A 22,373-nucleotide genomic window follows, 5' to 3' on the forward strand; every position below is an offset into this window, starting at 1 on the left:
ATCGGGGCGTGTACGCTTGACAGCCCAGCGACCGGCTGGGATATAACTCCGCGATGCTGCGGCGCCGAACGGCGCGTCGGGCAGGGGACAGCAACCGCATGAGCAGTGACGACAGATCATCCACCGGATGCCTCGACGGCTTGCGGGTGATGGTGATCGACGATTCGAAGACCATTCGACGGACCGCCGAAACGCTGCTGCGCCGGGAAGGCGCCGACGTGGTGACCGCGGTCGACGGCTTCGAGGCCCTGGCCAAGATCGTCGAGCACGCACCGCAGGTCATCTTCGTCGATGTGATGATGCCCCGACTCGACGGCTACCAGACCTGCGCGCTGATCAAGAACAACCGCCGCTTCGGCGCGACACCGGTCATCATGCTCTCATCCAAGGACGGGTTGTTCGACAAGGCGCGGGGTCGGATCGTCGGTGCCGACGAGTACGTCACCAAGCCGTTCACGCGCGAGGAGTTGCTCGATGCGATCCGTCACCACGTCGACGCCTGAGGGGAAAGGCATGGCTCGCATCCTGTTGATCGAGGACTCGCCCACCGACACCGCGGTGCTGACCCAGTGGCTGGAGCGGCACGGCTACGAAGTGCTCGCGGCCGCCAATGCCGAGGACGGCATCGCGTTGTGCCGCAGCGAGCGGCCCGACCTGGTGCTGATGGACGTCGTGCTGCCGGGCATGAGCGGCTTCCAGGCCACCCGCGCATTGGTGCGCGATCCGCAGACGGCGGCCATCCCGGTGGTGATCGTCAGCACCAAGGGTATGGAGACCGACCGCATGTGGGGGCTGCGCCAGGGCGCGAAGGGCTATCTGGTCAAGCCGCCGACCGAAGTGGCATTGATCGCGCAGATCCGCCAGGTCCTGGGCGGGTGAACGCCGCGGCGCCCGATCTTGCGGCACCGGTGCCAGAGGCGTTCGCGCTGCTGGCCGACTTTGAGCGACGCAGCCTGGCGCACGTCGTCGGGCTGCCCGAGCAGTTGGACGCCCCCGGCCTGTGGCGAGGCGTGGGCTATCGCATCGGCCGTCGGTTGCTGGCGTCGGCCTTCGACGAGGTCGTCGAGATCCTGACGATGCCGCCGATCACGCCCGTCCCCGGCGCCCAGCCCTGGATGCTCGGGGTGGGCAATGTGCGCGGCGCCTTGCTGCCGATCGTCGATCTGCGCCAGTTCCTGGAAGGCGAACGCAGTGCGCCGCAGGACGGCCAGCGGATGTTGCTGGTCCGCCAGCCCGGCGGCGATGTCGCGGTGACGATCGACGCGCTGTTCGGTCAGCGCAGCTTCCTGGAACAGGACCAGGTGCCGGCCGACCCGATCGCCACGGGGCGCTATGCGCACTTCGTCGATCGCGCCTACGCGCAGGCCGGCGCGGTCTGGGGCGTCTTCAGCCTCGACCGCTTGGTTCGCACGCCCGAGTTCAGACATGCCGCGGCCTGACGCCGCGGCGCGCACCACGATCAGGAAACGCAAGGCATGAGCACAGTGGTCGATCCCCGCGCAGGCAAGCGACGCATTCTCGGCACGAACTTCTGGGTCGCGATGATGATCGTCGCCGGCACGATCCTCGTCCTCAACACCGGCTACGGCACCTGGCGCGCCGCCCAGCTCGGCAGTGCCAGCCTCTCGGCCTCGAATCTGCGCGTGGACAGCCAGCGGTTGGCCAATCAAGGCTCGGAAGCGGCACGTGGCAACGCGGTCGCCTTCGCGGCGTTCAACGCCACCCGGGCGCAGATCGAGCGCGACATCCGCCAGCTCGAGGAGCGCTACGGCAGCACCGCGGGCGTGTCCGGCCCGATCCGCAAGGTCGCCGCGACCTGGGAACCGTTGGGGGAGAGTGCGGCGCGGCTGGCCGAAGGCGAAGCGGCGGTCACCGCGTTCGCCGGCCATGCCGAGCGTTTCAGTCAGCGGGTGCCGCAGTTGCAGGCGCTGCTCGATGAACTGGTGCGGGCGATGTCGAGCAGCGGTTCGCCGTCCTCGCAGGTGTACATGGCGCTGCGCCAGGTGGTGATCGCCGGCGACATGGCGCGTCGGGTGACCGAAGTGCAGGCCGGCGGCGCGGTCGCCACGGTCGCCGGCCAGGGGCTGCGCCGGAACGTCGAGGATTTCCAGCAGGTGATGACCGGCCTGCGCGAGGGCGACGCGACGCGCGAGCTACAGGCGTTGACCAACGGCAATGCGCTCGCGGCGCTGGCACGGGCCGACGAGGCCTGGGCACAGATGCGCACCGACCTGGAAGCGATCCTGGCCAGTAGCGAGCCGCTGTTCCAGGCCCAGGCGGCGGCCGGCGAGCTGGTGACTGGCTCCGATCGTCTGCTCAGTGACAGCGAGGCGCTGTTCAACGCCTTCACCGCGTTCGGCTCGCTGCAGGACCGCAGCCTGCTGGGCAACGTGTGGGTCAGCATCGTCGCCGGCCTGTTGGCGCTGGCCGCGATCGCCGGCCTGGTGACCGAGCTCAATCGCGCCCAGCGCCGGCGTTACGAGACCTCGCTCGAGCTCAACAACCGCAACCAGGAAGCGATCATGCGCCTGCTCGACGAGATGGGCGCGCTGGCCGAGGGCGACCTGACCGTCAAGGCTTCGGTGACCGAGGACATCACCGGCGCGATCGCCGACTCGATCAACAACGCGATCGAGCAGTTGCGCAGTTTGGTGCAGACCATCAACGACACCTCGGTGCAGGTCGCCTCGAGCGCGCAGGAAACCCGCGCAACCGCGATGCACCTGGCTGAGGCGGCCGAACATCAGGCGCATGAGATCAATTCGGCGTCTGACCGCATCAATGAGATCGCCGTCAGCATCGACCAGGTCTCGCGCAATTCATCGGAGTCGGCCGACGTCGCCCAGCGCTCGGTGCGCATCGCGACCAAGGGTGCCGGCGTGGTGCGCGAGACGATTGCGGGCATGGATTCGATCCGCGACCAGATCCAGGAAACCTCCAAGCGCATCAAGCGCCTGGGTGAGAGCTCGCAGGAAATCGGCTCGATCGTCGAACTGATCACCGACATTTCCGAGCAGACCAACATCCTGGCACTCAACGCCGCGATCCAGGCCGCCTCGGCCGGCGAGGCGGGGCGCGGCTTTGCGGTGGTCGCCGACGAAGTGCAGCGCCTGGCCGAGCGTGCGACCGGCGCCACACGCCGGATCGAGACCCTGGTGCAGACCATCCAGTCCGACACCAACGAGGCGGTCACCTCGATGGAGCAGACGACCTCCGAGGTCGTCGCAGGGGCGCGGTTGGCGGAGGACGCCGGCACCGCGCTGGGCGAGATCGAGAGCGTGTCGACGAGCCTGGCCGATCTCATCGAGGGCATCTCCTCGGCTGCGCAGCAGCAGTCCTCGGCTGCGACCAACATCACCGAGGCCATGCACACGATCCAGTCGATCACTGCGCAGACATCGCGCGGCGCCAGCCAGACCGCCGAGTCGATCGGCAATCTCGCCCAGCTCGCCGCCGACCTGCGCCGTTCGGTCGCCGACTTCAAGCTGCCGACCTGAGCCGGACGGACGCATGAGCGGGCTGCGCGACGCCATCGACCACACGATGCTGGGCTGGATCAAGCCCGAGCTCGATGAGGTGCTGCGCCAGGCGCGGATGGAACTGGAGCGCTTCGTCGAAGCGCCCGACGATGGCACGCGTTTGCGTCACTGCGCTGCCGGGTTGCGCCAGGCGACCGGCACGCTGCGCATGGTCGAACTGCAGGCGCCGGCACTCGTGGCCGAGGAGATGGAACGGCTGGTCGAGGCCTTGCAGCGGGACGAGGTGGGCGATCGTGACGTGGCGGCCTCGGCCTTGCTGCGCGGCCTGCTGTTGCTGCCCGACTATCTCGAACGGTTGCAGGGCGGTCATCGCGACATCCCGATCGTGCTGTTGCCGCTGCTCAACGACCTGCGCGCCGCGCGTAGCGTCTCGGCGCTGGACGAGCGTCTGTTCTTCGACGCCGGAACGGCGGACACGCCGCGCATCGGCGTCCAGGACGAGGGGGAGGCCGCCGTCCCGGCCGATGTGCCGGCCGACACGCTCGATGCATTGCGCCAGGCCTTCGGTCCGAGCGACACGCGCCCCAGCGACGCTGAACTCGACCATGCGCGCGGCAGCCTGGCCGGGCGCAATCGCGCCCTGCTCGGCACCGTGACGGGGGCGATCAAAGACGAACTGCTGCAGGTCAAGGATGCGCTCGATCTGCATCTACGTACTGGCGTGCGCGATCCGGCCGCGCTGCGGCCGCAGTCGGCCCGGCTCGCCACGGTGGCCGACACCCTGGGCATGATCGGCCTCGATGACGCGCGCGCGGTGGTCGCGCAGCAGTGCGAGGCGCTGGAGGCGATCGCCGATGGCGCAGTGCCGGCCGACGAAGCGGCGTTGCTCGACATCGCCGGCGCCCTGCTCTACATCGACGACACGCTCGATGCCCAGGCCGCGCAACTGGGCGATGCGGCCGCGGCCGACGGTGCGCTCGCGGCCGAGGCGCAGCGCTCCCGGGCGGCGGCGATCGGCGAGGCGATCGCGGCGTTCGCCGAGGCGCGCGAAGCGCTGGTCGTGTTCGTCGATCGGCAATGGGATCGCACCGCGCTGTTGGCGGTGCCGGGCCTGCTGATCGAGGTGGCCGGGGCACTGGCGATCCTCGAACAGTTGCAGGCGGCCGCCTGCCTGGATGGCGTGCGCCTGTACGTTGATCGCGAACTCCTGGCCGGGTCGCAGGTACCGGAGGCGGGGCGTTTGGACGCCTTCGCCGACGCGGTTGCGAGCCTGGAATCGTTCCTTCAAGGGATGGGCGAGCAACGGCCCGACCGCGACCGGTTCCTCGACGTCGCCCGCAGCCGCCTGCAGGCGCTGGGATACTGGCCGCTGCCCGGCACAGCGCCGCATCTACGGGATGCGGATGGACGTCTCGACGCGCATGGCGACGGCGACCGCCCGTCGACCGACGACACCGAGGTGGTCGATGAGGCGTCGGCGTCCGCACGCGAGGCGCAGGCGCCACCGCGGGGCGGCTTCGCTGCCGTCGGCAACGATATCGACGACGAGATCCGGGAGATTTTCCTGGAAGAACTTGCCGACGAGATCGCCCATCTGGGCACCTTGTTGCCCGAGTGGCGGCGCCAGCCAGGAGATCCGGAGCGGCTGCGGCAGGTGCGCCGCGTCTTCCACACACTCAAGGGCAATGGACGGCTGGTCGGCGCGGTCGAGCTGGGCGAATTCGCCTGGCGCGTCGAATCGTTGCTCAATCGCGTGATCGACGGCCTGCATCCAGCTGGCCCCGCCATCGTGGCGGCAGTCGACGTGGCCGCGCAGGCATTGCCCGCCCTGGACGCGGCACTGCGCGGCCAGGCGCCGTTACTGCTCGATGTGGACGCGGTCGCCGCCAGGGTCGCCGACATTGCGGCCAATGGTTCGGACGTCTCGTCGCCTGCATCGAAGGCCACGGCGCAGGCCGCGTCCACCGATGAAGCACCGCGCCCCGTGGAGCCCGGCGAGACGGTGCCGGCACAGATCGACGCGCTGCTGCTCGAGATCCTCGATGCCGAGGCCAACGAACATCTGTTGACCGTCGATGCCTGGATCGACGCGGCGCGCGCCGGGGACGCGTTCGACGTCGAACGGCTGCTGCGCGCGCTGCATACGATGCACGGCGCGTTCGCGATGGCCGAGGTCCCGGCGGTCGGTGCGTTGCTGGCGCCGGCCGAAGACTACGCCCGGCGGCTGGTGGCCACGCCGGCGGTGCCCGATCCCGAAGCGGTCGATGCGATCGACGCGTTGTGTCGTGCGCTGCGCGAGGCGCTGACGCGGCTGCACGACGACGATCCGCGGATTGCGGTGTTGCCCGCCCTGGCGGCACGCCTGGGCGTCGTCCGCGACCGGCTCGATGCGTCACCGGTGTCGGGCTACGACATCGCCGACTTCGATGCGCCGATCGTGGACGCACCGATTCTGGACGATGGGGACGACGCGGCGGGTGCGCTGCGCGATGGCCTGCGTTTCGAACAGGCCGAGCTCGAGCAGGCCGGTGTCGAGCAGGCGCGGAACGACGATGACGCGTGCCAGGCAGACGCGCGCAGCGACACGCATCGGTCGGACGTCGAGGACGTCACCGCCGAAGAGTGGGTGCCCGCACACTCGGACACCGACACCGACACCGACACCGACACCGACACCGACACCGAAGCCGACGCCGACGCCGAAGCCGACATCGAAGCCGACATCGAAGCCGACATCGAAGCCGACGCGGATTGGTCGGCGACCGAGCACCTCGACCGCGGTCGCCGCGAGACCGAACAGCGGTCGGCGCTGCAGCGCCAGGCCGCGATCGACGCGGCGGTCCTCACCGACGAGCGCCATCGATACGCCGCGAGGGCACTGCGAGAGGCGGTTGTCGCGCATCGGCCGGTCGACGTCGCGCCTCCCCAGGTCGACGACATGGCGCCTGTCACGGCGCCGGATGCGGGCGATCGCGATGACCTCGCCCCACCGCCCGAGGGGCCATCCATTGTGGATGCCGGCCTGTCCTCGCCAGCACTGTCCGCAGACGATGCACTGGCCCCGGCGACCTCGTGGGTGGAGGCTGCTCCCGACACCGACACCGACACCGACACCGACACCGACACCGGTGCCGAGGTCGAGGTCGAGGTCGAGGTCGAGGTCGAGGTCGTTTCCGATCTTTCTTCCGACCCCGATCCCCAAGGCCCGCTGGACCAGGCCGACCTGGATCTCGACCTGATCGACACTTTCGTTGAGGAAGGCATCGACCTGCTCGACGATGCCGATGGTCTGCTGGCGCTGCTGCGCGACGATCCGGGTGCCTCGCCCGCGATCGCCGGCCTGCAACGGGACCTGCACACGCTCAAGGGTGGCGCGCGCATGGCCGGGCTGATGCCCATCGGCGATCTCGGGCATGCGATGGAGACGCTGCTCGAGACGCTTGCAGAGCGACGCCGGCCGATGCGTCGAGACGAACTCGCGCTGCTGGAACAAGGCTTCGACCGGTTGCACGCAATGCTCGTGCGCGCCGGGGAACGGCGGGCCATTGGGCCATCGCCGGGGCTGGTCGACGCGTTCGCTGCGATTGCGCGCAGCGCCGCGGATGTGGCAAGACCGATCGACGAGACGCAGGGCGACACCGCGCTGACGCCCTTGTCGGCGCCATTGCCCGCGCCGACGCGCTCGGCCGACGGCGACGACGACGCCGCGCGCGGCACGCAAGAACAGGTACGTATCCGGGCCGGTCTGCTCGACCGCCTGGTCACCTACGCCGGCGAAGTCGCGATCTACCGCGCCAGGCTCGAGCAGCAGTTGGGGACCTTCCGCGGCGCGATGCTCGAACTCGCGCAGACCAACGACCGCCTGCGCGACCAGTTGCGACGGCTCGACATTGAGACCGAGGCGCAGATCGTCGCCCGCTATCGGCGCGAGGGCGACAGCGGCGACATCGCCTTCGATCCCCTCGAACTCGACCGCTTCTCGACCCTGCAGCAGCTCTCGCGTGCACTGGGCGAAACGGCCGCCGATCTCGACAGCCTGCAGCACACCCTCGACGAGCAGACCCGGCATTACGAATCGCTGCTGCAGCAGCAGTCGCGCGTGAGCTCGGACCTGCAAGAGGGCCTGATGCGCACGCGCATGGTGCCCTTCGATGGCATCGTGCCGCGCCTGCGGCGCGTCGTCAGGCAGGCCGCCCAGGACACCGGCAAGCAGGTGGAGCTGCACCTGACCGGCGCCCACGGCGAGATCGACCGCAATGTGCTCGAGCGCATGGGCCCGCCGCTCGAGCACCTGCTGCGCAACGCGGTCGCGCATGGACTGGAAATGCCGCAGGCGCGCCGACAGGCAGGCAAGCCCGAGGTGGGGGCGATCCGCATCGCGCTTCGCCGCGAGGGCGCGGAGATCGTGCTGGAGGTTGCCGACGACGGTACCGGGCTCGACCGGGCAGCGATCCGTCGCCGCGCACACGAGCGCGGCCTGCTGGCGGCCGGGGCACAGATGGCCGAACGCGATCTGGATGCGTTGATCCTGCAGCCCGGCTTCACGACCGCCAGCGCCCTCAGCCACGTGGCCGGGCGCGGCGTCGGCCTGGACGTGGTCGCCAGCGAGGTCCGCCAACTCGGCGGCAGCGTCGACATCCAGTCGCGGGATGGCGCGGGCAGCACGTTCGTGTTGCGATTGCCGCAGACGCTGGCCGTCACCCAGGCGGCGTTCGTGCGCATCGGCGAGACGACCTTCGCGGTGCCGATCGCCTCGGTGCGCGGCGTCGGCCGCATCGCCCGCGACGCGCTGCGCGCGGGCGGACACTACCGCTACGGCGACGAGGACTACGCGCTCCACGACCTGGGTCGGCTGGTCGGGCAGGCGCCCGCGCGCGCCGAGGGCCACCTGCAGATGCCCTTGTTGCTGATCCGTGCCGGTGAACTGCGTGCGGCGGTTGCGGTGGACGAGATCCTGGGCAACCGCGAAATCGTGGTAAAGCCGGTCGGCCCTCAGCTCACCTCGATCCCGGGTATCTTCGGCGCGACCATCATGGGCGATGGCCGGGTGGTGGTGATCCTGGATATCGCGCCGCTGGCGCGCCGACAGGCGGCGCAGCCCGACGCGGCCATCGCCGCAGCGTCGCCCGTGCAGGCCCGTCGCGTCCCGCTGGTGCTGGTCGTCGACGATTCGATCACGATGCGCAAGGTGACCTGCCGCGCGCTCGAGCGGCAGGGCCTGGCGGTCGCGACCGCCAAGGATGGCATCGACGCGCTCGAGCGCATGGACGAACGGATTCCCGACCTGGTGCTGCTGGATATCGAGATGCCGCGGATGGATGGCTACGAACTGGCGATGCGGATGAAGGCCGATCCTCGGCTGCGCGCGCTGCCGATCATGATGATCACCTCCCGCAGCGGCGACAAACATCGCGAGCGTGCGCTGGAGATCGGTGTCGACCGCTACCTTGGCAAGCCGTACCAGGAGGCCGAGCTCCTGCGGCATGTCCAGGCCTTGCTGGGACTGGAGCCCGACGATGCGTGACCCTGTCCTGCGTGTGGTGGTGCTGGCCCGGCCCGGCCCGGTCTGCGACCGGCTCGCGGCCGCCGTGGTGGAGGCCGGCGCGGCCGCGGCCGTGGAGGTCGATCCGCTGATGGCGGATGCAGGGCAGCTCGATGCGCTCGCCCCGGCCGCGATCGTTGTCGCGCTGGAACCGGCAATCGCCGAGGCGCTCGATGCGCTGACGCCCGTGCTGGCGCACCCCGGACGCACGGTGATCTTCGAGGAAGCCGACCGCGTGCTCGAGCGCAGTGGCGACGATGCCGCGCACTGGGTGCGGCAACTGGGCGCCAAGCTGCGGCTGCGCGAGGCCCCGCAGTCAGGCCCTGAGGCGGCGCAGACCGACGAGGCGTCGGGTGTGTCGCCCGCCCATGCGGGCTATGCCTTCGATCCGGTCGCGGCCGAATACGACGACGCGCCCGCCACGCCGCACGCCCCCTTCGCGCTCGATTTCGATGTCGACTTCGCGGCCGATGATGTCGCAGCTCTGCCAGTGCCTGCTGCCGTTGCGGACAGCGTACCGGCCGCCGGATCCGTCGACACAGCCGAGCGCGACCATGCTGCCGCGGCTGCGGTGCCCCCGGCAGACATCGACCTGCTGCCGTCGTTCCGTGGGCTCGCCGACGTGCCCGACCCGCCGCCGCAGCGCCCGCCTGGCCACGACTTGGCCGATCTCGAGCAGCGGATCGCCGGCCTGGCGCTGGCCGACGCCGACAGCTACGGCCACGGCCCGGAGCGCGGACTGGTCCTGATGGACGGCGGGCTCGGCAGCCCGGATGCGGTCCGGCAACTGCTCGCTGCGCTGCCCGAAGCGTTCCCTCGGCCGGTGCTGGTGCGGCTGCGTCTGGAGAGCGGTCGCTACGACCAACTGGTTCGGCAGATGGCGCGTGTGGCGGCGATGCCGGTCCATCTGGCCGAGGCTGGCATGGAGATCACGCCCGGTGCGGTGTACGTGCTGCCGCCGGACCTGCAGCCGCTGCGCACGGGCGCGCAGTTGCGCTTCGCCGCCGGTGGCGACCCCGCTGCGATCACGCAGGCAATGCCGGCCGCCGACAGTGCCTGGCTGCTGCTCAGCGGCGCCGATCCCGCGCTCGTGCCGCTGGCCACGGCGCCCACCTGGCAGGGCGCGCTGGTCATCGGACAGGACGGGGCAGGGTGCTACGACCCCACTACCGGCCAGGCGTTGAACGCACGCGGCCATCGGACAGGGCCACCGCCGACGCTCGCCGCCTGGGTGATCGAACGCTGGATGCCCGGCGCCGGCGCGCCTCAGCATGAGGGCTGGTCGCTGTGAGCGCGGCGACCGACATCCGCTGCGTGCTGATCCGGGCCGGGGTGACCCAGTTGCTGCTGCCCAATGCGACGATCTCCGAGGTGCTGTCGTACTCGTTGCCCGAGCCCATCGCCGGTGCGCCGGCGTGGCTGCCCGGGCGCTTGCGTTGGCGCGGCTGGCGGTTGCCGCTGGTCGACTTCGCAGCGCTGTCGGCGCAGGGCGACGAGGCGGCCGGCCCCGGCAACAAGGTGGTCGTGCTCAAGGCGCTCGGCGGCGATCCGCGGTTGCCGTATCTCGCGCTGTCGACCCAGGGCTTCCCACGCCTGGTGACGGTTTCGGCCGCGCAATTGCGCGGCGCCGATGGCGCGCATGCCGCACCGTTGCCGTTCGCAGTCCGCGCCCGTGTGCAGTTGGGCGAGGAGCGCGCGCAGATCCCGGACCTGGATGTGCTCGAGCGCGCGGTGCGCGAGGTCGTGGACTAGGTCGGACCGATTCTGGCGCAGGCCGGACTCGGCCTCACCCCAGGTCGCCGAAACGCGCCTGCAGCGCGGCGATCGCGGCGATGCCCGCGGTCTCGGTGCGCAGGATCCGGGGGCCCAGGCGCAGCCCGGCGAAGCCGGCGGCGACGAGCGCCGCGCGGTCGTTGGCCGACCAGCCGCCCTCCGGGCCGATCGCGAGCACCAGCTCGCCGGCCGGGGTGGGCATCGTCGTCAGGCCCGCGGTCGCTTCGGGATCGAGCAACCAGCGGCCGGTGCTCGGCGGCAGCGTGGCCAGCGCCGCCGCCAGCGATTGCGGCGCGGCGACCCCGGGCACCCACGCGCGCCAACTCTGCTCACAGGCCGACACCACAACGCTGCGCCAGTGCGCGTGCCGCTTGCCGGCGCGCTCGGCGTCGAGCCGGACCTCGCTGCGCTCGCTCGAGACCGGCACGATCGCGGCCACGCCCAGTTCGGTGGCCTTCTGCAGGATCCAGTCCATCTTCTCGCCGCGCGCGATGCCCTGCAGCAACACGATGCGCAGCGGCGATTCGAGCGCGACCGGCGTGCCGGTGCCGATGCGCGCGGCCGCGCCGCGCTTGTCGGCCCGGGTCAGTTGCGCCTCGTGGTCGTATCCGTCGCCATTGAACAGCACGCAGCGTTCGCCCTCGCGCAGGCGCAACACGCGGACCAGGTGCGCGGCGGCATCGTCGGGCAACGTGATCGTGTCGCCCTCGCGCAACGGCAGGTCGACGAAGGCCCGGATCACGCGCACGACGTCGCCACCTCGATGGCCTCGGCGGTGACCTGCGCGAGCAGTTGCAGTTGGTCTTCGTCGATGCAGTAGGGCGGCATCCAGTAGAGGATGTCGCCCAGCGGGCGCAGCAGCACGCCGCGCTCGACCGCATGGCGGTAGGCGCGCAGGCCGATGCGCAGCGCCGGATCGAACGGCGTCGTGCGGTTGCCCTCGCGGGTGAGCTCGAACGCGACGACCATGCCGGTCTGGCGGGTGTCGGCGACATGCCGGTGCGCGCCGACCTGCGCGGCCAGCGCGGCCATGCGCGCGGCGGTGTCGCGGTTGCGCGCGAGCGTGTCGTCGGCGGCGAAGATGTCGAGCGAGGCCAGGGCCGCGGCGCAGGCCAGCGGATTGCCGGTGTAGCTGTGCGAGTGCAGGAAGGCGCGCTCGCGCGAGGCGTCCAGGAAGCCGTCGTACAGCGCCTGGGTCGTGAGCACCGTCGACAGCGGCAGGAACCCGCCGGTCAGGCCCTTCGACAGGCACAGCAGGTCGGGCTGGATGCCGGCGGGCGTGCCGGCGTTGCCGGGCGCCTGCTCGCAGGCGAACAGGGTGCCGGTGCGCCCGAAGCCGACTGCGATCTCGTCGGCGATCAGGAAGATGCCGTGCACATCGCACAGCTCGCGCACGCGCCGCAGGTACACCGGGTCGTGCATGCGCATGCCGCCCGCGCACTGGATCAGCGGTTCGAGGATCAGCGCGCAGATCTCGCCGGCGTGCGCATCGAGCAGCCGCGCCAGCGCATCGGCCGCATCTTCGGCGTGCCCGGCGGCGCTCTGGCCGTCGCGGGCCTCGAAGGCGTCGGGCGAGGGCGCGAACAGGGACTCGCACAGCAACGGCGCATAGACCCGGCGGTACAACGGGATGTCGCCGACCGCGAGCGCACCGAGCGTTTCGCCGTGATAGCCGTTGCGCAGCGCGACGAACTTGGTCCGCCGCGGCGCGTCGCCGCGGTTGGCGAACCACTGGAACGCCATCTTCAGCGCGACCTCGACGCCGGCCGAGCCGTTGTCGGCGTAGAACACCTTCGACAACGGCGCCCGTCCGGGCTCGCGCGGGGCCAGCGCCAGCAACCGTTCGGCCAGCTCGACCGCGGCGGGGTGGGTGCAGCCGGCCAGGATCACCTGCTCGAGCGTGCGTGCCTGGCGCGCGATCGCCTCGGCGATGCGCGGCTCGGCATGTCCGTGCAGGTTGGTCCACCAACTGCTGCCCGAGTCGAGGATGCGGCGACCGCCGGCCTCGACCAGCCAGGCGCCCTCGCCGCGCACGATCGGCAGCAGCGGTTGCGTATCGGGGTGCTCGCGCATCTGCGTGCACGGGTGCCAGACCGCGGCGAGGTCGCGGGTCCGCCAGTCGTTGCCGTCGGCTAGAATGGCCGGATCGTGGATCTGTCCTGTCATCCCACCATTATCGCCCCGCAGCGCCGGCGCCGTGCAGGCCGGAGCGTGCGCGCGTGAGCCGACGGCTGCCGACGATCCACGGGATCACCGAGCACGACGCCGGCCCGTACCGGATGGAGCAGCTCGATCTGGAGTTCTCCAACGGCGAGCGCCGACGCTACGAGCGCCTGCACGGGCGTGGCCATGGCGCGGTGATCGTTGTCCCGTTGATCGACGCGGAAACCGTGTTGCTGGTGCGCGAGTACGCCGCCGGCATGCATCGCTACGAGCTGGGGCTGGTCAAAGGCCGGATCGACGCCGGCGAGACGCCGATCCAGGCCGCCGACCGCGAGCTCAAGGAGGAGGCCGGCTACGGCGCCCGCCGGCTCGATGCCTTGCGCAGCCTGAGCCTGGCACCGACCTACATGAGCCACCAGGCCACCCTGGTGCTCGCGCGCGACCTGTATCCCGAGCGGCTGCCCGGCGATGAGCCCGAGGAGCTGGACGTGGTGCCGTGGAAGCTCGATGCGCTGCACGAATTGATCCTGCGCGAGGACTTTTCGGAAGGACGCTCGATCGCCGCGTTGTTCATCGTCCGCGACTGGCTGCGCCATTACGGTGGCTGACGGCCGCGCGCCGGTCGAGGCTGCGATCGTCGAAGGCGCGATCGCAATCGCGCACCGCGCCGCCGAGGCGATCCTCGCGGTCTACGCACACGCTTTCGACGTGGTCGCCAAGGCCGATGACAGCCCGGTGACCGCGGCCGATCTCGCCGCGCACCATGTCATCGTCGACGGCCTGCAGCGGCTCACGCCCGACATTCCGGTCGTGTCGGAGGAAGCGGCCGATACGGTGCCGGCGGCCGAGCGCCGCGCCTGGCGGCGGATGTGGCTGGTCGACCCGCTCGATGGCACTCGGGATTTCGTCAAGCGCAACGGCGAGTTCAGCGTCAACCTGGCGCTGATCGACGACGGCGTCGCAATCCTCGGGGTGATCCAGGCCCCGGTCACCGGCGCGCTGTGGTACGGCATGCCGGACGTCGGGGCCTTCCGCCGCGATGGCGGCGGCGAGGCCGCGATGCGTGCGCGCCGGAGCGCAGGCATGGCTGGCCCGCTGCGGGTCGCCGCCAGCCGCTCGCATCGTGATCCGCGGACCGCAGCGGTACTGGCACGGATCGGCGACATCGAGCCGCGTCCGCTCGGCTCGTCGCTGAAGTTCTGTCGGCTCGCCGAAGGCGCCCTCGATGTCTACCCGCGCTTCGGACCGACCTCCGAGTGGGACACCGCGGCCGGGCAGGCGATCCTGGAAGCCGCAGGTGGCGCCGTGCTCGCGCCCGACGGCCGGCCCTTCCGCTACAACCAGCGCCCGACCCTGCTCAACGGCGACTTCATCGCCCTCGGCGACCCCGACCTCCCCTGGCGCACATGGCTCTGACGCCCAGAGCCGGGGTCAGAGTCGATTTTTCGGGCTGCCCGCTATGTTCAAGAAATCGACTCTGACCCCGGTTTTGGTTGAAGGATGTGTGTGATGGCTGAGAACGACGGCGGGATGGCGCGGTTGCTGGCGGTGATGGCGCGGTTGCGCGATCCGCAGACCGGCTGCCCTTGGGATCTGCAGCAGGATTTCTCCACGATCGCGCCGTACACGATCGAGGAGGCCTACGAGGTCGCCGATGCGATCGACCGCGGCGACTTGCCGGGTCTGTGCGACGAGTTGGGCGACCTGTTGCTGCAGGTCGTCTTCCACGCCCGCATGGCGCAGGAGCAGGGGGCGTTCTCGTTCGACGACGTGGTCGCGGCGATCGTCGGCAAGCTGGTCCGGCGGCACCCGCACGTGTTCGCGCAGACTTCGGCCCCGGACGCGGGCGCGGTTGCGACCAACTGGGAGGCGATCAAGCGGGCCGAGCGCGTCGAGGCCGGCGAGACCGACCGTTCGGCGCTGGCGGGCATCGCCCGTGGCCTGCCGGAATGGCAGCGCGCGACAAAGCTGCAGAACCGCGCGGCGCGGGTGGGGTTCGATTGGCCCGGGCCGCAGCCTGTGCTCGCCAAGCTGCAGGAGGAACTGGACGAGGTGCGCGCCGAATTCGATGCGCTCGCCGCCGATCCTGACGATGCGGCTGCGCGCGACCGGCTGGAGGACGAGCTGGGCGATCTGCTGTTCGTCGCCGCCAATCTGGCGCGCCATGCCAAGGTCGATGTCGGCAGCGCGCTGCGCCGCGCCAACCACAAGTTCGAACGACGATTCCGTGCGATGGAGACGCTGGCCGAGGCCGACGGCACCGCGTTCGCCGAACTGCCGCTTGCCGCCCAGGAGGCTTACTGGATGCGCGTCAAGTGCAGCGAGGCCCGGTCGGACGCCGAGGATTTGGGCTGACGCATCGCCACCCCGGCACAGTGTCGGCTCCCGTCGTTCCCCTCTGTCATCGTAACGACCCGTTCCTGTCCCCAATTCCCTTCCGGCTCATGAAGACGCTGCTGCTGTTCCTGCTCACCGCCGTGGCCGAGATCGTGGGCTGCTACCTGCCTTATGTATGGCTGCGCAAGGCGGGCAGCGCTTGGCTGCTGGTGCCAGCCGCGCTGTCGCTGGCCCTGTTCGTCTGGCTGCTGAGCCTGCATCCGACCGCCTCCGGACGCGTCTACGCGGCCTATGGCGGCGTCTATGTCGCGGTGGCCCTGGTCTGGCTGTGGCGGGTGGATGCAGTCGTGCCGACGCGCTGGGACCTGCTCGGCGCGGCACTGTGCCTGACTGGCATGGCGGTGATCATGCTCTCGCCGCGGCCGGCCTGAGCGCCCGCGGCTGGGAACACAGGGGCGCCAGCGGCACTGCGTTTGCGCTCACTCCAGGAAGATCAGCCAGGCCGCGAAGACGATCATCGCGAAGCCCGCCCCGCCCTCGATTGCGTTCCGCCTGGTCAGGGCAATGAGGCCGCGCGCGCGGCCGGGAACACGTCAGGCGCCAGCAGCACCGCGTTTTGGCTCACTCCAGGAAGATCAGCCAGGCCGCGAAGACGATCATGGCGAACCCGGCCCCGCCCTCGATTGCGTTCCGCCTGGTCAGGGCAATGAGGCCGCGCGCGCGGCTGGGAACACGTCAGGCGCCAGCAGCACCGCGTTTTGGCTCACTCCAGGAAAATCAGCCAGGCCGCGAAGACGATCATGGCGAACCCGGCCCAATGGTTCCACTTCAACGGCTGCCCCAGGTACCACGTCGAGAACCCCGCGAACACCAGCAGGGTGATGACCTCCTGCATGCCCTTGAGTTGCGGCGCCGAGTAGACCGCCGCGCCGATCCGATTGGCCGGCACCATCAGGGTGTACTCGAAGAACGCGATGCCCCAGCTGACCACGATCACCGTCAGCAGCGGTGCGCTGCGGTACTTGAGATGGCCGTACCAGGCGAAGGTCATGAAGATGTTGGACCCCAGCAGCAGGAGCACGGGGAGGAAGCGTTCGAAGCCGGGCATGTCGATGGCTCGGGCGAGGGAGCGCGAAGCGTAGCGCAGGGCCTGCCGGTCGGGTGATGCGTCGCAATCTTCACGAACTGTGCACCCGGCCCGTGAGATTTTCACAAAGATTAATCACCGCATCAGCCACGGGAGCCAAGCAATGCGTGCAGGTCAGGAACCAGGGGGACTCGTTCTCATTGTCGAGGACAATCGCAACATTTCAGAGATGGTCGGCGAATATCTGGAAGGGCGCGGTTTCGAGGTCGACTACGCGGCCGACGGCCTGGACGGGTACCGCCTGGCGACCGAGAACAGCTACGACGTGATCGTGCTCGACCTGATGCTGCCCCGGCTGGACGGCATCGAGGTCTGCAAGCGCCTGCGCGAGGATGCACGCAAGTCGACGCCGGTGCTGATGCTCACCGCGCGCGACACGCTGGACGAGAAGCTGACCGGGTTGAGCTCGGGCGCCGACGACTACCTGACCAAGCCCTTCGCGATCCAGGAGCTCGAGGCCCGGCTGCGCGCGCTGATCCGCCGCGAGCGTCGCCAGGTGGGCTCTGAGGTGCTGAAAGTGGCCGACCTGGTGCTCGACCCGGCCAGCATGCGCGCCACCCGCGGCGGCACCGAGCTCCAGCTCTCGCCGATCGGCATGAAGCTGCTGACGATCCTGATGCGCGAATCGCCGCGGGTGGTCAACCGCCAGGAGATCGAGCGCGAGATCTGGGGCAACAGCCTGCCCGACTCCGACACGCTGCGCAGCCACCTGTACAACCTGCGCAAGATCATCGACAAGCCCTACGACAAACAGCTGCTGCATACCGTGCAGAGCGCCGGCTACCGGATCGCCGACATCGAACAATCGCCGGCCTAAAGCCGGCACGCCAGGCGCTCGATCCAATGCCCCAGGGGCTTCCAAATCGCATCCGCGATGCGTTCACGTTCCAGGCCGTCATCGCTGGCATGACGCTGATCGTGTGCATCCTGGCCGCGGCGCTGGTGGGCCGTGAGGTCGCGGCGCGCCATTGGCTGCGCGCCGAGGCCGAGGCCTATTGGCGCGCACGCACGACCGACGCGGCCTATCCGCCGCCGTTCGGCGCCAATATGCAGGGCTACTTCGTCCCCAGCGGCGGCGGTGCCTGGGACAGCATCGTCAGCGGCGACCGGGCGGTCGCCAGCCTGCTCTGGTTCAAGGATGCACCCGAGGGCTTTTCGCAACGCCGCGACACCAGTGGCGTGCTGCTGGTGGACCGGCGCGAGGCCGGCACGCTGTATCTGGCGGTGTCGATGGGGCTGTTCGACCGCATGCTGGCCTTGGCCGCAGGTGGCCTGATCGTGCTGACCGTCGGCACGATCTTCATCGTGTCGTGGCTGACCTACCGCACCTCCAAGCGGATGGTGCTGCCGATCCACCAACTCGCCGTCGAGGTCGGTCGCTGGAATCCCGCTGGCGACGAGGACGGGATGCCGCCGCCACTGGAGTCGCGCGAGGGCGGCGGCCGCGAGGCGCAGGCACTGTCGAGCGCACTGCACGGACTGGGCGAGCGCATCGCCTCGTTCGTCCGCCGCGAGCGCGAATTCACCCGCGATGCCAGCCACGAGCTGCGCACGCCGCTGACGGTGATCCGCGTCGCCAGCGACATGATCGCCGCCGATCCGTCGACGCCCCCCCATCAGCAGCGCCCACTGCTGCGCATCCGCCGCGCCAGCCAGGACATGGAAGCGGTCATCGACGCCTTGCTGGTGCTCGCGCGCGAGCGTGGGGTGATGCCGCAAAGCGAAGTGTTCGAGGTCGCTACGGTCGTCGACGAAGAGGTCGAGAAGGTCCGGCCGATGTTCGATGCCAAGCACCTGGGGCTGCGGGTCGACCTGCAGGCCAGTCCGCGGCTGGAGGCCCCGCCGCGCGTGCTCGGCGTAATGCTCGGCCATCTGCTGCGCAACGCCTGGGCGTTCACCGAGAAAGGCGAGGTGGTCGTGGTGGTCGCCGAGGATCGCATCGTCGTGCGCGATACCGGCATCGGCATGACGCACGAGGTGCTGCAGCGGGTGTACGAGCCGTTCTACCGGGTCGATCCATTCGGCCAGGTCGGCAAGGGCATCGGCCTGTCCATCGTGCGCCGGCTGGGGACGCGCTTCGGCTGGCCGGTGAGCCTGGACAGCACGCCGGGCGAGGGCACCACGGTGACGATCAAGTTGACGCGCCCGGCCGGCTGAGCCTGCGCCCGCCGGTCCTGCACGCGGCATGATAATCGGTGCGCACCCCGGTCAACTGCGGCCGGCCTGGTGCGTTACCCCGTCATATCGCCCATCGAAGATGCCTGCATGTCGAGCCGTGCCAAGCCCAAGTCTGCTTCCCGTCGCCGTGGCCCGGCGCGCATCGTGCCCATCGTCGTGGGGATCGCGGTCGTCGCCGCGGGACTGTGGTGGTGGACCGGGCGCAGCAGCGAGGGCGCCGAGTCGGCCTACCGCACCACGCTGGTCGAGCGCGGCGACATCCGCGTGGCGATCTCGGCGACCGGCACCCTCAGCGCGACCTCGACGGTGACCGTCGGCAGCCAGATCTCGGGGCAGATCACCGACGTGCTGGTCGATTTCAACGACAAGGTCGTCAAGGGCCAGATCATCGCGCGCATCGATCCGAGCAGCTACCAGGCGCAGATCGAGCAGGGCAGCGCGCAGATCGCCTCGGCGCGGGCGTCGTTGGCGCAGGCGCAGGCGACCCTGGAGAACGCCGAGCTCGACTATCGCCGCAAGGCCGATCTGGGCACCCAGCGCTTGGTCGCGCAGAGCGACATCGACCTGGCCAAGGCCGCACTCGACCAGGCACGCGCCCAGGTCGCCTCGATGCAGGCGCAGATCCGCCAGCAGACCGCCGCGACGCAGACCACGCGGGTCAACCTGGATCGCACGGTGATTCGCTCCCCGGTGGACGGGGTGGTGCTGCTGCGCTCGATCGAGCCTGGGCAGACGGTGGCCGCGAGCATGACCGCGCCCGAACTGTTCCAGATCGCCGAGGACCTGGCGAAGATGCGCATCGAACTGTCGGTCGACGAATCGGATATCGGCCAGGTGCGCACGGGCCAGACCGTCAACTTCACCGCCGACGCCTTCCCCGATCGCCAGTTCCGCGGCGTCGTCGAGCAGGTCCGGCTATCGGCGACGACCACCAACAATGTGGTCACCTATCCGGTGGTGGTGACCGTCGACAACAGCGACGGCACATTGCTGCCGGGGCTCACGGTCAACGCCGAGATCGAAGTCAGCAACCGCCGCAACGTGCTCAAGGTGGCCAGCGCGGCGACGCGTTACAAGCCGGCAGACGCTGCGCAGATCGCGATGGCGGCGCCCTCGGGCGCGCCCGCCGGTGGCCTGGTCGCCGACCTGGAGGCCGCAGCCGCGGATCTGGAATTGAATGCATCGCAGCGGGCCGCGTTCGATGCGGCGCTGGCCGCCATGCGCACGCGCCAGCAGGAGCGTCAACAAGCCGGTGCACAACGCGCACCCGCGGGCGGGCGTGGCCCGGCGGCAGGCGGCCCCGGTGGCGGACCGGGCGGTGGCGCGCGCGCGCTCGACCCCCGGCTGCAGGCGCAGATCCGCCAGCGCATGACCGAGCGCGTCCAGCAGGAGTTTGCCGGCTTCACCGCACAGCTCGACGACACCCAGCGCGCGCAATGGCAGCGCACGCTGGCATCTCTGGTCGGCGCCACGCGGACCACGCTCTATCGCCTGGTCGACGGGCAGCGCGAGGCGGTGCCGGTGCGCATCGGCGCCAGCGACGGCAGTAGTGTCGAGATCTCGGGGCCGGTCGCCGAGGGCGATGCGATCGTCATCGGCGAACGCGCGCCGCGATGAGTACATCCATTCCGGCGCCCGCGGCGGCGCCCGTCATCGAGACCCGCGCGCTCAAAAAGATCTACGCCGAAGGCAGCGAGGCGGAGGTCGTGGCCTTGCGCGGCGTCGATCTGCTCATCCGGCGCGGCGAGTTCGTCGCGATCATGGGCCCGTCGGGGTCGGGCAAATCGACGCTGATGAACCTCATCGGCTGTCTCGACACACCCAGCGATGGCATCTATCTGTGCGACGGCGTCGATGTCGCGACGCTCGACCGCGAGGCGCTGGCGGCCCTGCGCCGCGACACGATCGGCTTCGTGTTCCAGGGCTTCAACCTGCTGCCGCGGATGAGTGCGCTCGACAACGTGGCGATGCCGCTGGGCTATGCCCGCGTGTCGCCGGCCGAACGGCGGGCGCGGGCGCAGGCCGCGCTCGAGGCGGTCGGGCTGGGCGCGCGGACTGCGCACCGGCCCAACGAGTTGTCCGGTGGCCAGCAGCAGCGCGTCGCGATCGCGCGTGCGCTGATCAACCGGCCGCCGGTGCTGCTCGCCGACGAGCCGACGGGCGCGCTCGACACCCGCACCGGCGAGGAGATCCTCGCACTGTTCAAGCAACTGCGCGACGACGGCCATACCGTGGTGCTGATTACGCACGACCCCGAGGTCGCCGCGCATGCCGACCGCACCTATGTGATGCGCGACGGCGAGCTGCATGAAGAGCCGGGAAGCGGGCGTCCGGCCCTCCATGCCGATGCCGCCACCCAACCGACGGGAGGGTGTCCATGAGCTTCCTCGACGTGCTGCGCACGGCGATCTTCGCGCTGCGTGGCAACTGGATGCGCAGCGCGCTGACCTCGCTGGGCGTGATCATCGGTATCGCCGCGGTGATCGTCATGGTGTCGGTGGGCCAGGGCACCCAGGCCGAGATCGATCGCCAGCTATCGGGCCTGGGCGCGCAGAAGCTCGATATCGGTCCCAGCGCTGGCCGCTCGCCTGGCGGCGCGCGCATGAGCGCGTCGAGCTTCTTCACGCTTAATGAGGGCGACATCGATGCGATCCGCCAGGAGATCCCGGAAGTGCAGTACATCTCCGGCTCGCTGCGCGGCAGCAGCCAGGTGGTCTATGCCGAGCGCAACTGGAACAGCGGCTGGCGCGGCGTCCAGCCCGATTTTCTGGAGATCAACGGCTGGACGATCGCCAATGGCAGCGGCTTCGAGCCTCAGCACTTCACCGGTGCCGAGCGCGTGGTGCTGCTCGGCGAAACGGTACGCCGAGAACTGTTCGGCGAGGCCAGCGGCGTCGGCGAGCAAGTGCGCATCGGCCGGACGATCTTCACCGTGCTCGGCACGCTCGACAGCAAGGGGCTGAGCGGCTTCGGCAGCGACCAGGACGAAATCCTGATCGTGCCGCTGGACACCGCGCGACGGCGCCTGATGGGCGCGATGGGCCTGCCGGCCGGCGCGGTCATGGATGTCTCGCTGACGGTCGCCGATGCCGGCGACCTGGGCTATGTGCAGAACGAGGTGGAGTCGCTGCTGCGCCAGCGACACCGCATCGGCCCCGGCGAGCCGGACGACTTCCAGGTGCGCAACGTCTCGCAACTGGTCGCCACCCGCAACCAGACCACCCGGCAGATGTCGTGGCTGCTCGGCGCGGTCGCGACGATCTCGCTGATCGTCGGCGGCATCGGCATCATGAACATCATGCTGGTCTCGGTGACCGAGCGGATCCGTGAGATCGGTCTGCGCATGGCGGTCGGTGCCGGGCCGTCGGATATCCGCCGCCAGTTCCTGGCCGAGGCGATGCTGCTGTCGCTGGGCGGGGGTGTGCTGGGCATCGCGCTGGGCGTGATCGGTGCGTTATTGGTCGGGCACTACAACAGCGAGCTGCCGATCCAGCTCAACGGTAACGTGGTCGCGCTGGCAGCCGGGTTCTCGGTCGCGACCGGCCTGTTCTTCGGCTACTACCCGGCGCGCAAGGCCTCCGAGCTCGATCCGATCGAGGCGTTGCGCCAGCAATGAGCCACGGGCCATCGCCTGGGCACGAAGTCGCGCGCGATGAATGGGGAACGCCCTCCGACTAGGGTCGCTCCCAGATTGAGCGGGTGGGCCGGGGCGGCGACAGTGCAGGTGTCCGCCCCAGTGACCTGGGGCCTGCCC

The 22,373-nt window shown here is 70.1% G+C and carries 19 protein-coding genes; 16 read left to right on the plus strand and 3 right to left on the minus strand.

The annotated features are described in order from the left end of the window. Positions 1–98: 98 nt before the first annotated feature. Genes WAF18_RS05075 through WAF18_RS05105 form a run of 7 tightly spaced genes read left to right on the plus strand, consistent with a single transcriptional unit; the run spans position 99 to position 10,773 of the window. Positions 99–503, plus strand: a complete 405-nt coding sequence (locus WAF18_RS05075; RefSeq protein WP_337244169.1) for a response regulator — start codon at positions 99–101, stop codon at positions 501–503. A gap of 10 nt (positions 504–513) precedes the next feature. Continuing rightward, the gene (locus WAF18_RS05080; protein WP_183427535.1) at positions 514–879 is read left to right on the plus strand and encodes a response regulator; all 366 of its coding nucleotides are present in this window, start codon (positions 514–516) and stop codon (positions 877–879) included. Positions 880–908: 29 nt separating this feature from the next. Next, positions 909–1,439 carry a chemotaxis protein CheW gene (locus WAF18_RS05085; RefSeq protein WP_337244371.1) on the plus strand — a complete coding sequence of 177 codons (531 nt, stop codon included), beginning with the start codon at positions 909–911 and terminating at the stop codon, positions 1,437–1,439. 36 nt (positions 1,440–1,475) lie between these two features. After that, positions 1,476–3,497 carry a methyl-accepting chemotaxis protein gene (locus WAF18_RS05090; protein ID WP_337244170.1) on the plus strand — a complete coding sequence of 674 codons (2,022 nt, stop codon included), beginning with the start codon at positions 1,476–1,478 and terminating at the stop codon, positions 3,495–3,497. 13 nt (positions 3,498–3,510) lie between these two features. Beyond that, the gene (locus tag WAF18_RS05095) at positions 3,511–9,003 is read left to right on the plus strand and encodes an Hpt domain-containing protein (RefSeq protein WP_337244171.1); all 5,493 of its coding nucleotides are present in this window, start codon (positions 3,511–3,513) and stop codon (positions 9,001–9,003) included. Then, positions 8,996–10,312 carry a chemotaxis protein CheB gene (locus WAF18_RS05100; RefSeq protein WP_337244172.1) on the plus strand — a complete coding sequence of 439 codons (1,317 nt, stop codon included), beginning with the start codon at positions 8,996–8,998 and terminating at the stop codon, positions 10,310–10,312. The genes WAF18_RS05095 and WAF18_RS05100 overlap by 8 nt, the downstream gene beginning before the upstream one ends. Beyond that, positions 10,309–10,773 carry a chemotaxis protein CheW gene (locus tag WAF18_RS05105; RefSeq protein WP_337244173.1) on the plus strand — a complete coding sequence of 155 codons (465 nt, stop codon included), beginning with the start codon at positions 10,309–10,311 and terminating at the stop codon, positions 10,771–10,773. Before WAF18_RS05100 ends, WAF18_RS05105 begins: the two co-directional genes overlap by 4 nt. Before the next feature lie 34 nt (positions 10,774–10,807). Here WAF18_RS05105 and WAF18_RS05110 read toward each other — a convergent pair whose 3' ends face one another. Further along, a complete protein-coding gene (locus WAF18_RS05110; RefSeq protein ID WP_337244174.1) occupies positions 10,808–11,542 on the minus strand; it encodes a 16S rRNA (uracil(1498)-N(3))-methyltransferase in 735 nt (244 codons plus the stop codon). Beyond that, on the minus strand, positions 11,533–12,960 hold the full coding sequence (gene bioA / locus WAF18_RS05115; RefSeq protein ID WP_337244175.1) for an adenosylmethionine--8-amino-7-oxononanoate transaminase: 1,428 nt from the start codon (positions 12,958–12,960) through the stop codon (positions 11,533–11,535). Before bioA ends, WAF18_RS05110 begins: the two co-directional genes overlap by 10 nt. Before the next feature lie 53 nt (positions 12,961–13,013). Between bioA and nudE the strand changes: the two genes are divergently transcribed. From nudE to WAF18_RS05135, 4 genes are all read left to right on the plus strand, one after another. Then, complete coding sequence (nudE, locus tag WAF18_RS05120; RefSeq protein ID WP_183427527.1) at positions 13,014–13,565, plus strand: ADP compounds hydrolase NudE; 552 nt, start codon at positions 13,014–13,016, stop codon at positions 13,563–13,565. Next, positions 13,558–14,373: a 3'(2'),5'-bisphosphate nucleotidase CysQ gene (gene cysQ / locus WAF18_RS05125; RefSeq protein WP_337244176.1), complete on the plus strand. Its 816-nt coding sequence runs from the start codon at positions 13,558–13,560 to the stop codon at positions 14,371–14,373. Before nudE ends, cysQ begins: the two co-directional genes overlap by 8 nt. A 93-nt stretch (positions 14,374–14,466) precedes the next feature. Then, complete coding sequence (gene mazG / locus WAF18_RS05130; protein WP_337244177.1) at positions 14,467–15,312, plus strand: nucleoside triphosphate pyrophosphohydrolase; 846 nt, start codon at positions 14,467–14,469, stop codon at positions 15,310–15,312. A gap of 89 nt (positions 15,313–15,401) precedes the next feature. Continuing rightward, entirely contained in the window at positions 15,402–15,725 is a 324-nt protein-coding gene (locus WAF18_RS05135) for a YnfA family protein (RefSeq protein WP_337244178.1), read from the plus strand. Between the two features lie 332 nt (positions 15,726–16,057). On the opposite strand, the gene WAF18_RS05140 is transcribed toward WAF18_RS05135, so the two are convergent. Beyond that, positions 16,058–16,402, minus strand: a complete 345-nt coding sequence (locus WAF18_RS05140; RefSeq protein WP_183427523.1) for a DMT family protein — start codon at positions 16,400–16,402, stop codon at positions 16,058–16,060. 142 nt (positions 16,403–16,544) lie between these two features. Here WAF18_RS05140 and WAF18_RS05145 point away from each other — a divergent pair, with 142 nt between their 5' ends. The 5 genes from WAF18_RS05145 to WAF18_RS05165 all read left to right on the plus strand — a co-directional run bounded on the left by WAF18_RS05145 (position 16,545) and on the right by WAF18_RS05165 (position 22,235). After that, positions 16,545–17,258 (plus strand): response regulator transcription factor, encoded by a 714-nt coding sequence (locus WAF18_RS05145; RefSeq protein ID WP_047137337.1) that lies wholly within the window; start codon positions 16,545–16,547, stop codon positions 17,256–17,258. Between the two features lie 26 nt (positions 17,259–17,284). Further along, positions 17,285–18,598, plus strand: coding sequence for a HAMP domain-containing sensor histidine kinase (locus tag WAF18_RS05150; RefSeq protein WP_337244179.1), 1,314 nt, complete (start codon positions 17,285–17,287; stop codon positions 18,596–18,598). Positions 18,599–18,706: 108 nt separating this feature from the next. Continuing rightward, positions 18,707–20,236, plus strand: a complete 1,530-nt coding sequence (locus WAF18_RS05155; protein ID WP_337244180.1) for an efflux RND transporter periplasmic adaptor subunit — start codon at positions 18,707–18,709, stop codon at positions 20,234–20,236. After that, complete coding sequence (locus WAF18_RS05160; RefSeq protein ID WP_337244181.1) at positions 20,233–21,000, plus strand: ABC transporter ATP-binding protein; 768 nt, start codon at positions 20,233–20,235, stop codon at positions 20,998–21,000. The genes WAF18_RS05155 and WAF18_RS05160 overlap by 4 nt, the downstream gene beginning before the upstream one ends. Next, positions 20,997–22,235, plus strand: coding sequence for an ABC transporter permease (locus tag WAF18_RS05165; RefSeq protein ID WP_337244182.1), 1,239 nt, complete (start codon positions 20,997–20,999; stop codon positions 22,233–22,235). Before WAF18_RS05160 ends, WAF18_RS05165 begins: the two co-directional genes overlap by 4 nt. Positions 22,236–22,373 lie beyond the last annotated feature (138 nt).

This window comes from Luteimonas sp. gir, from assembly GCF_037198055.1.
In the GTDB taxonomy this organism is placed as follows: domain Bacteria; phylum Pseudomonadota; class Gammaproteobacteria; order Xanthomonadales; family Xanthomonadaceae; genus Luteimonas; species Luteimonas citri_A.

Bases quoted from the DNA above. Each gene is read 5' to 3' on its own strand.
- WAF18_RS05075 (WP_337244169.1), top strand. From the start codon at position 99: ATGAGCAGTGACGACAGATCATCCACCGGATGCCTCGACGGCTTGCGG.
- WAF18_RS05080 (WP_183427535.1), top strand. From the start codon at position 514: ATGGCTCGCATCCTGTTGATCGAGGACTCGCCCACCGACACCGCGGTG.
- WAF18_RS05090 (WP_337244170.1), top strand. From the start codon at position 1,476: ATGAGCACAGTGGTCGATCCCCGCGCAGGCAAGCGACGCATTCTCGGC.
- WAF18_RS05095 (WP_337244171.1), top strand. From the start codon at position 3,511: ATGAGCGGGCTGCGCGACGCCATCGACCACACGATGCTGGGCTGGATC.
- WAF18_RS05100 (WP_337244172.1), top strand. From the start codon at position 8,996: ATGCGTGACCCTGTCCTGCGTGTGGTGGTGCTGGCCCGGCCCGGCCCG.
- bioA (WP_337244175.1), bottom strand. From the start codon at position 12,960: ATGACAGGACAGATCCACGATCCGGCCATTCTAGCCGACGGCAACGAC.
- mazG (WP_337244177.1), top strand. From the start codon at position 14,467: ATGGCTGAGAACGACGGCGGGATGGCGCGGTTGCTGGCGGTGATGGCG.
- WAF18_RS05135 (WP_337244178.1), top strand. From the start codon at position 15,402: ATGAAGACGCTGCTGCTGTTCCTGCTCACCGCCGTGGCCGAGATCGTG.
- WAF18_RS05140 (WP_183427523.1), bottom strand. From the start codon at position 16,402: ATGCCCGGCTTCGAACGCTTCCTCCCCGTGCTCCTGCTGCTGGGGTCC.
- WAF18_RS05145 (WP_047137337.1), top strand. From the start codon at position 16,545: ATGCGTGCAGGTCAGGAACCAGGGGGACTCGTTCTCATTGTCGAGGAC.
- WAF18_RS05150 (WP_337244179.1), top strand. From the start codon at position 17,285: ATGCCCCAGGGGCTTCCAAATCGCATCCGCGATGCGTTCACGTTCCAG.
- WAF18_RS05155 (WP_337244180.1), top strand. From the start codon at position 18,707: ATGTCGAGCCGTGCCAAGCCCAAGTCTGCTTCCCGTCGCCGTGGCCCG.
- WAF18_RS05160 (WP_337244181.1), top strand. From the start codon at position 20,233: ATGAGTACATCCATTCCGGCGCCCGCGGCGGCGCCCGTCATCGAGACC.
- WAF18_RS05165 (WP_337244182.1), top strand. From the start codon at position 20,997: ATGAGCTTCCTCGACGTGCTGCGCACGGCGATCTTCGCGCTGCGTGGC.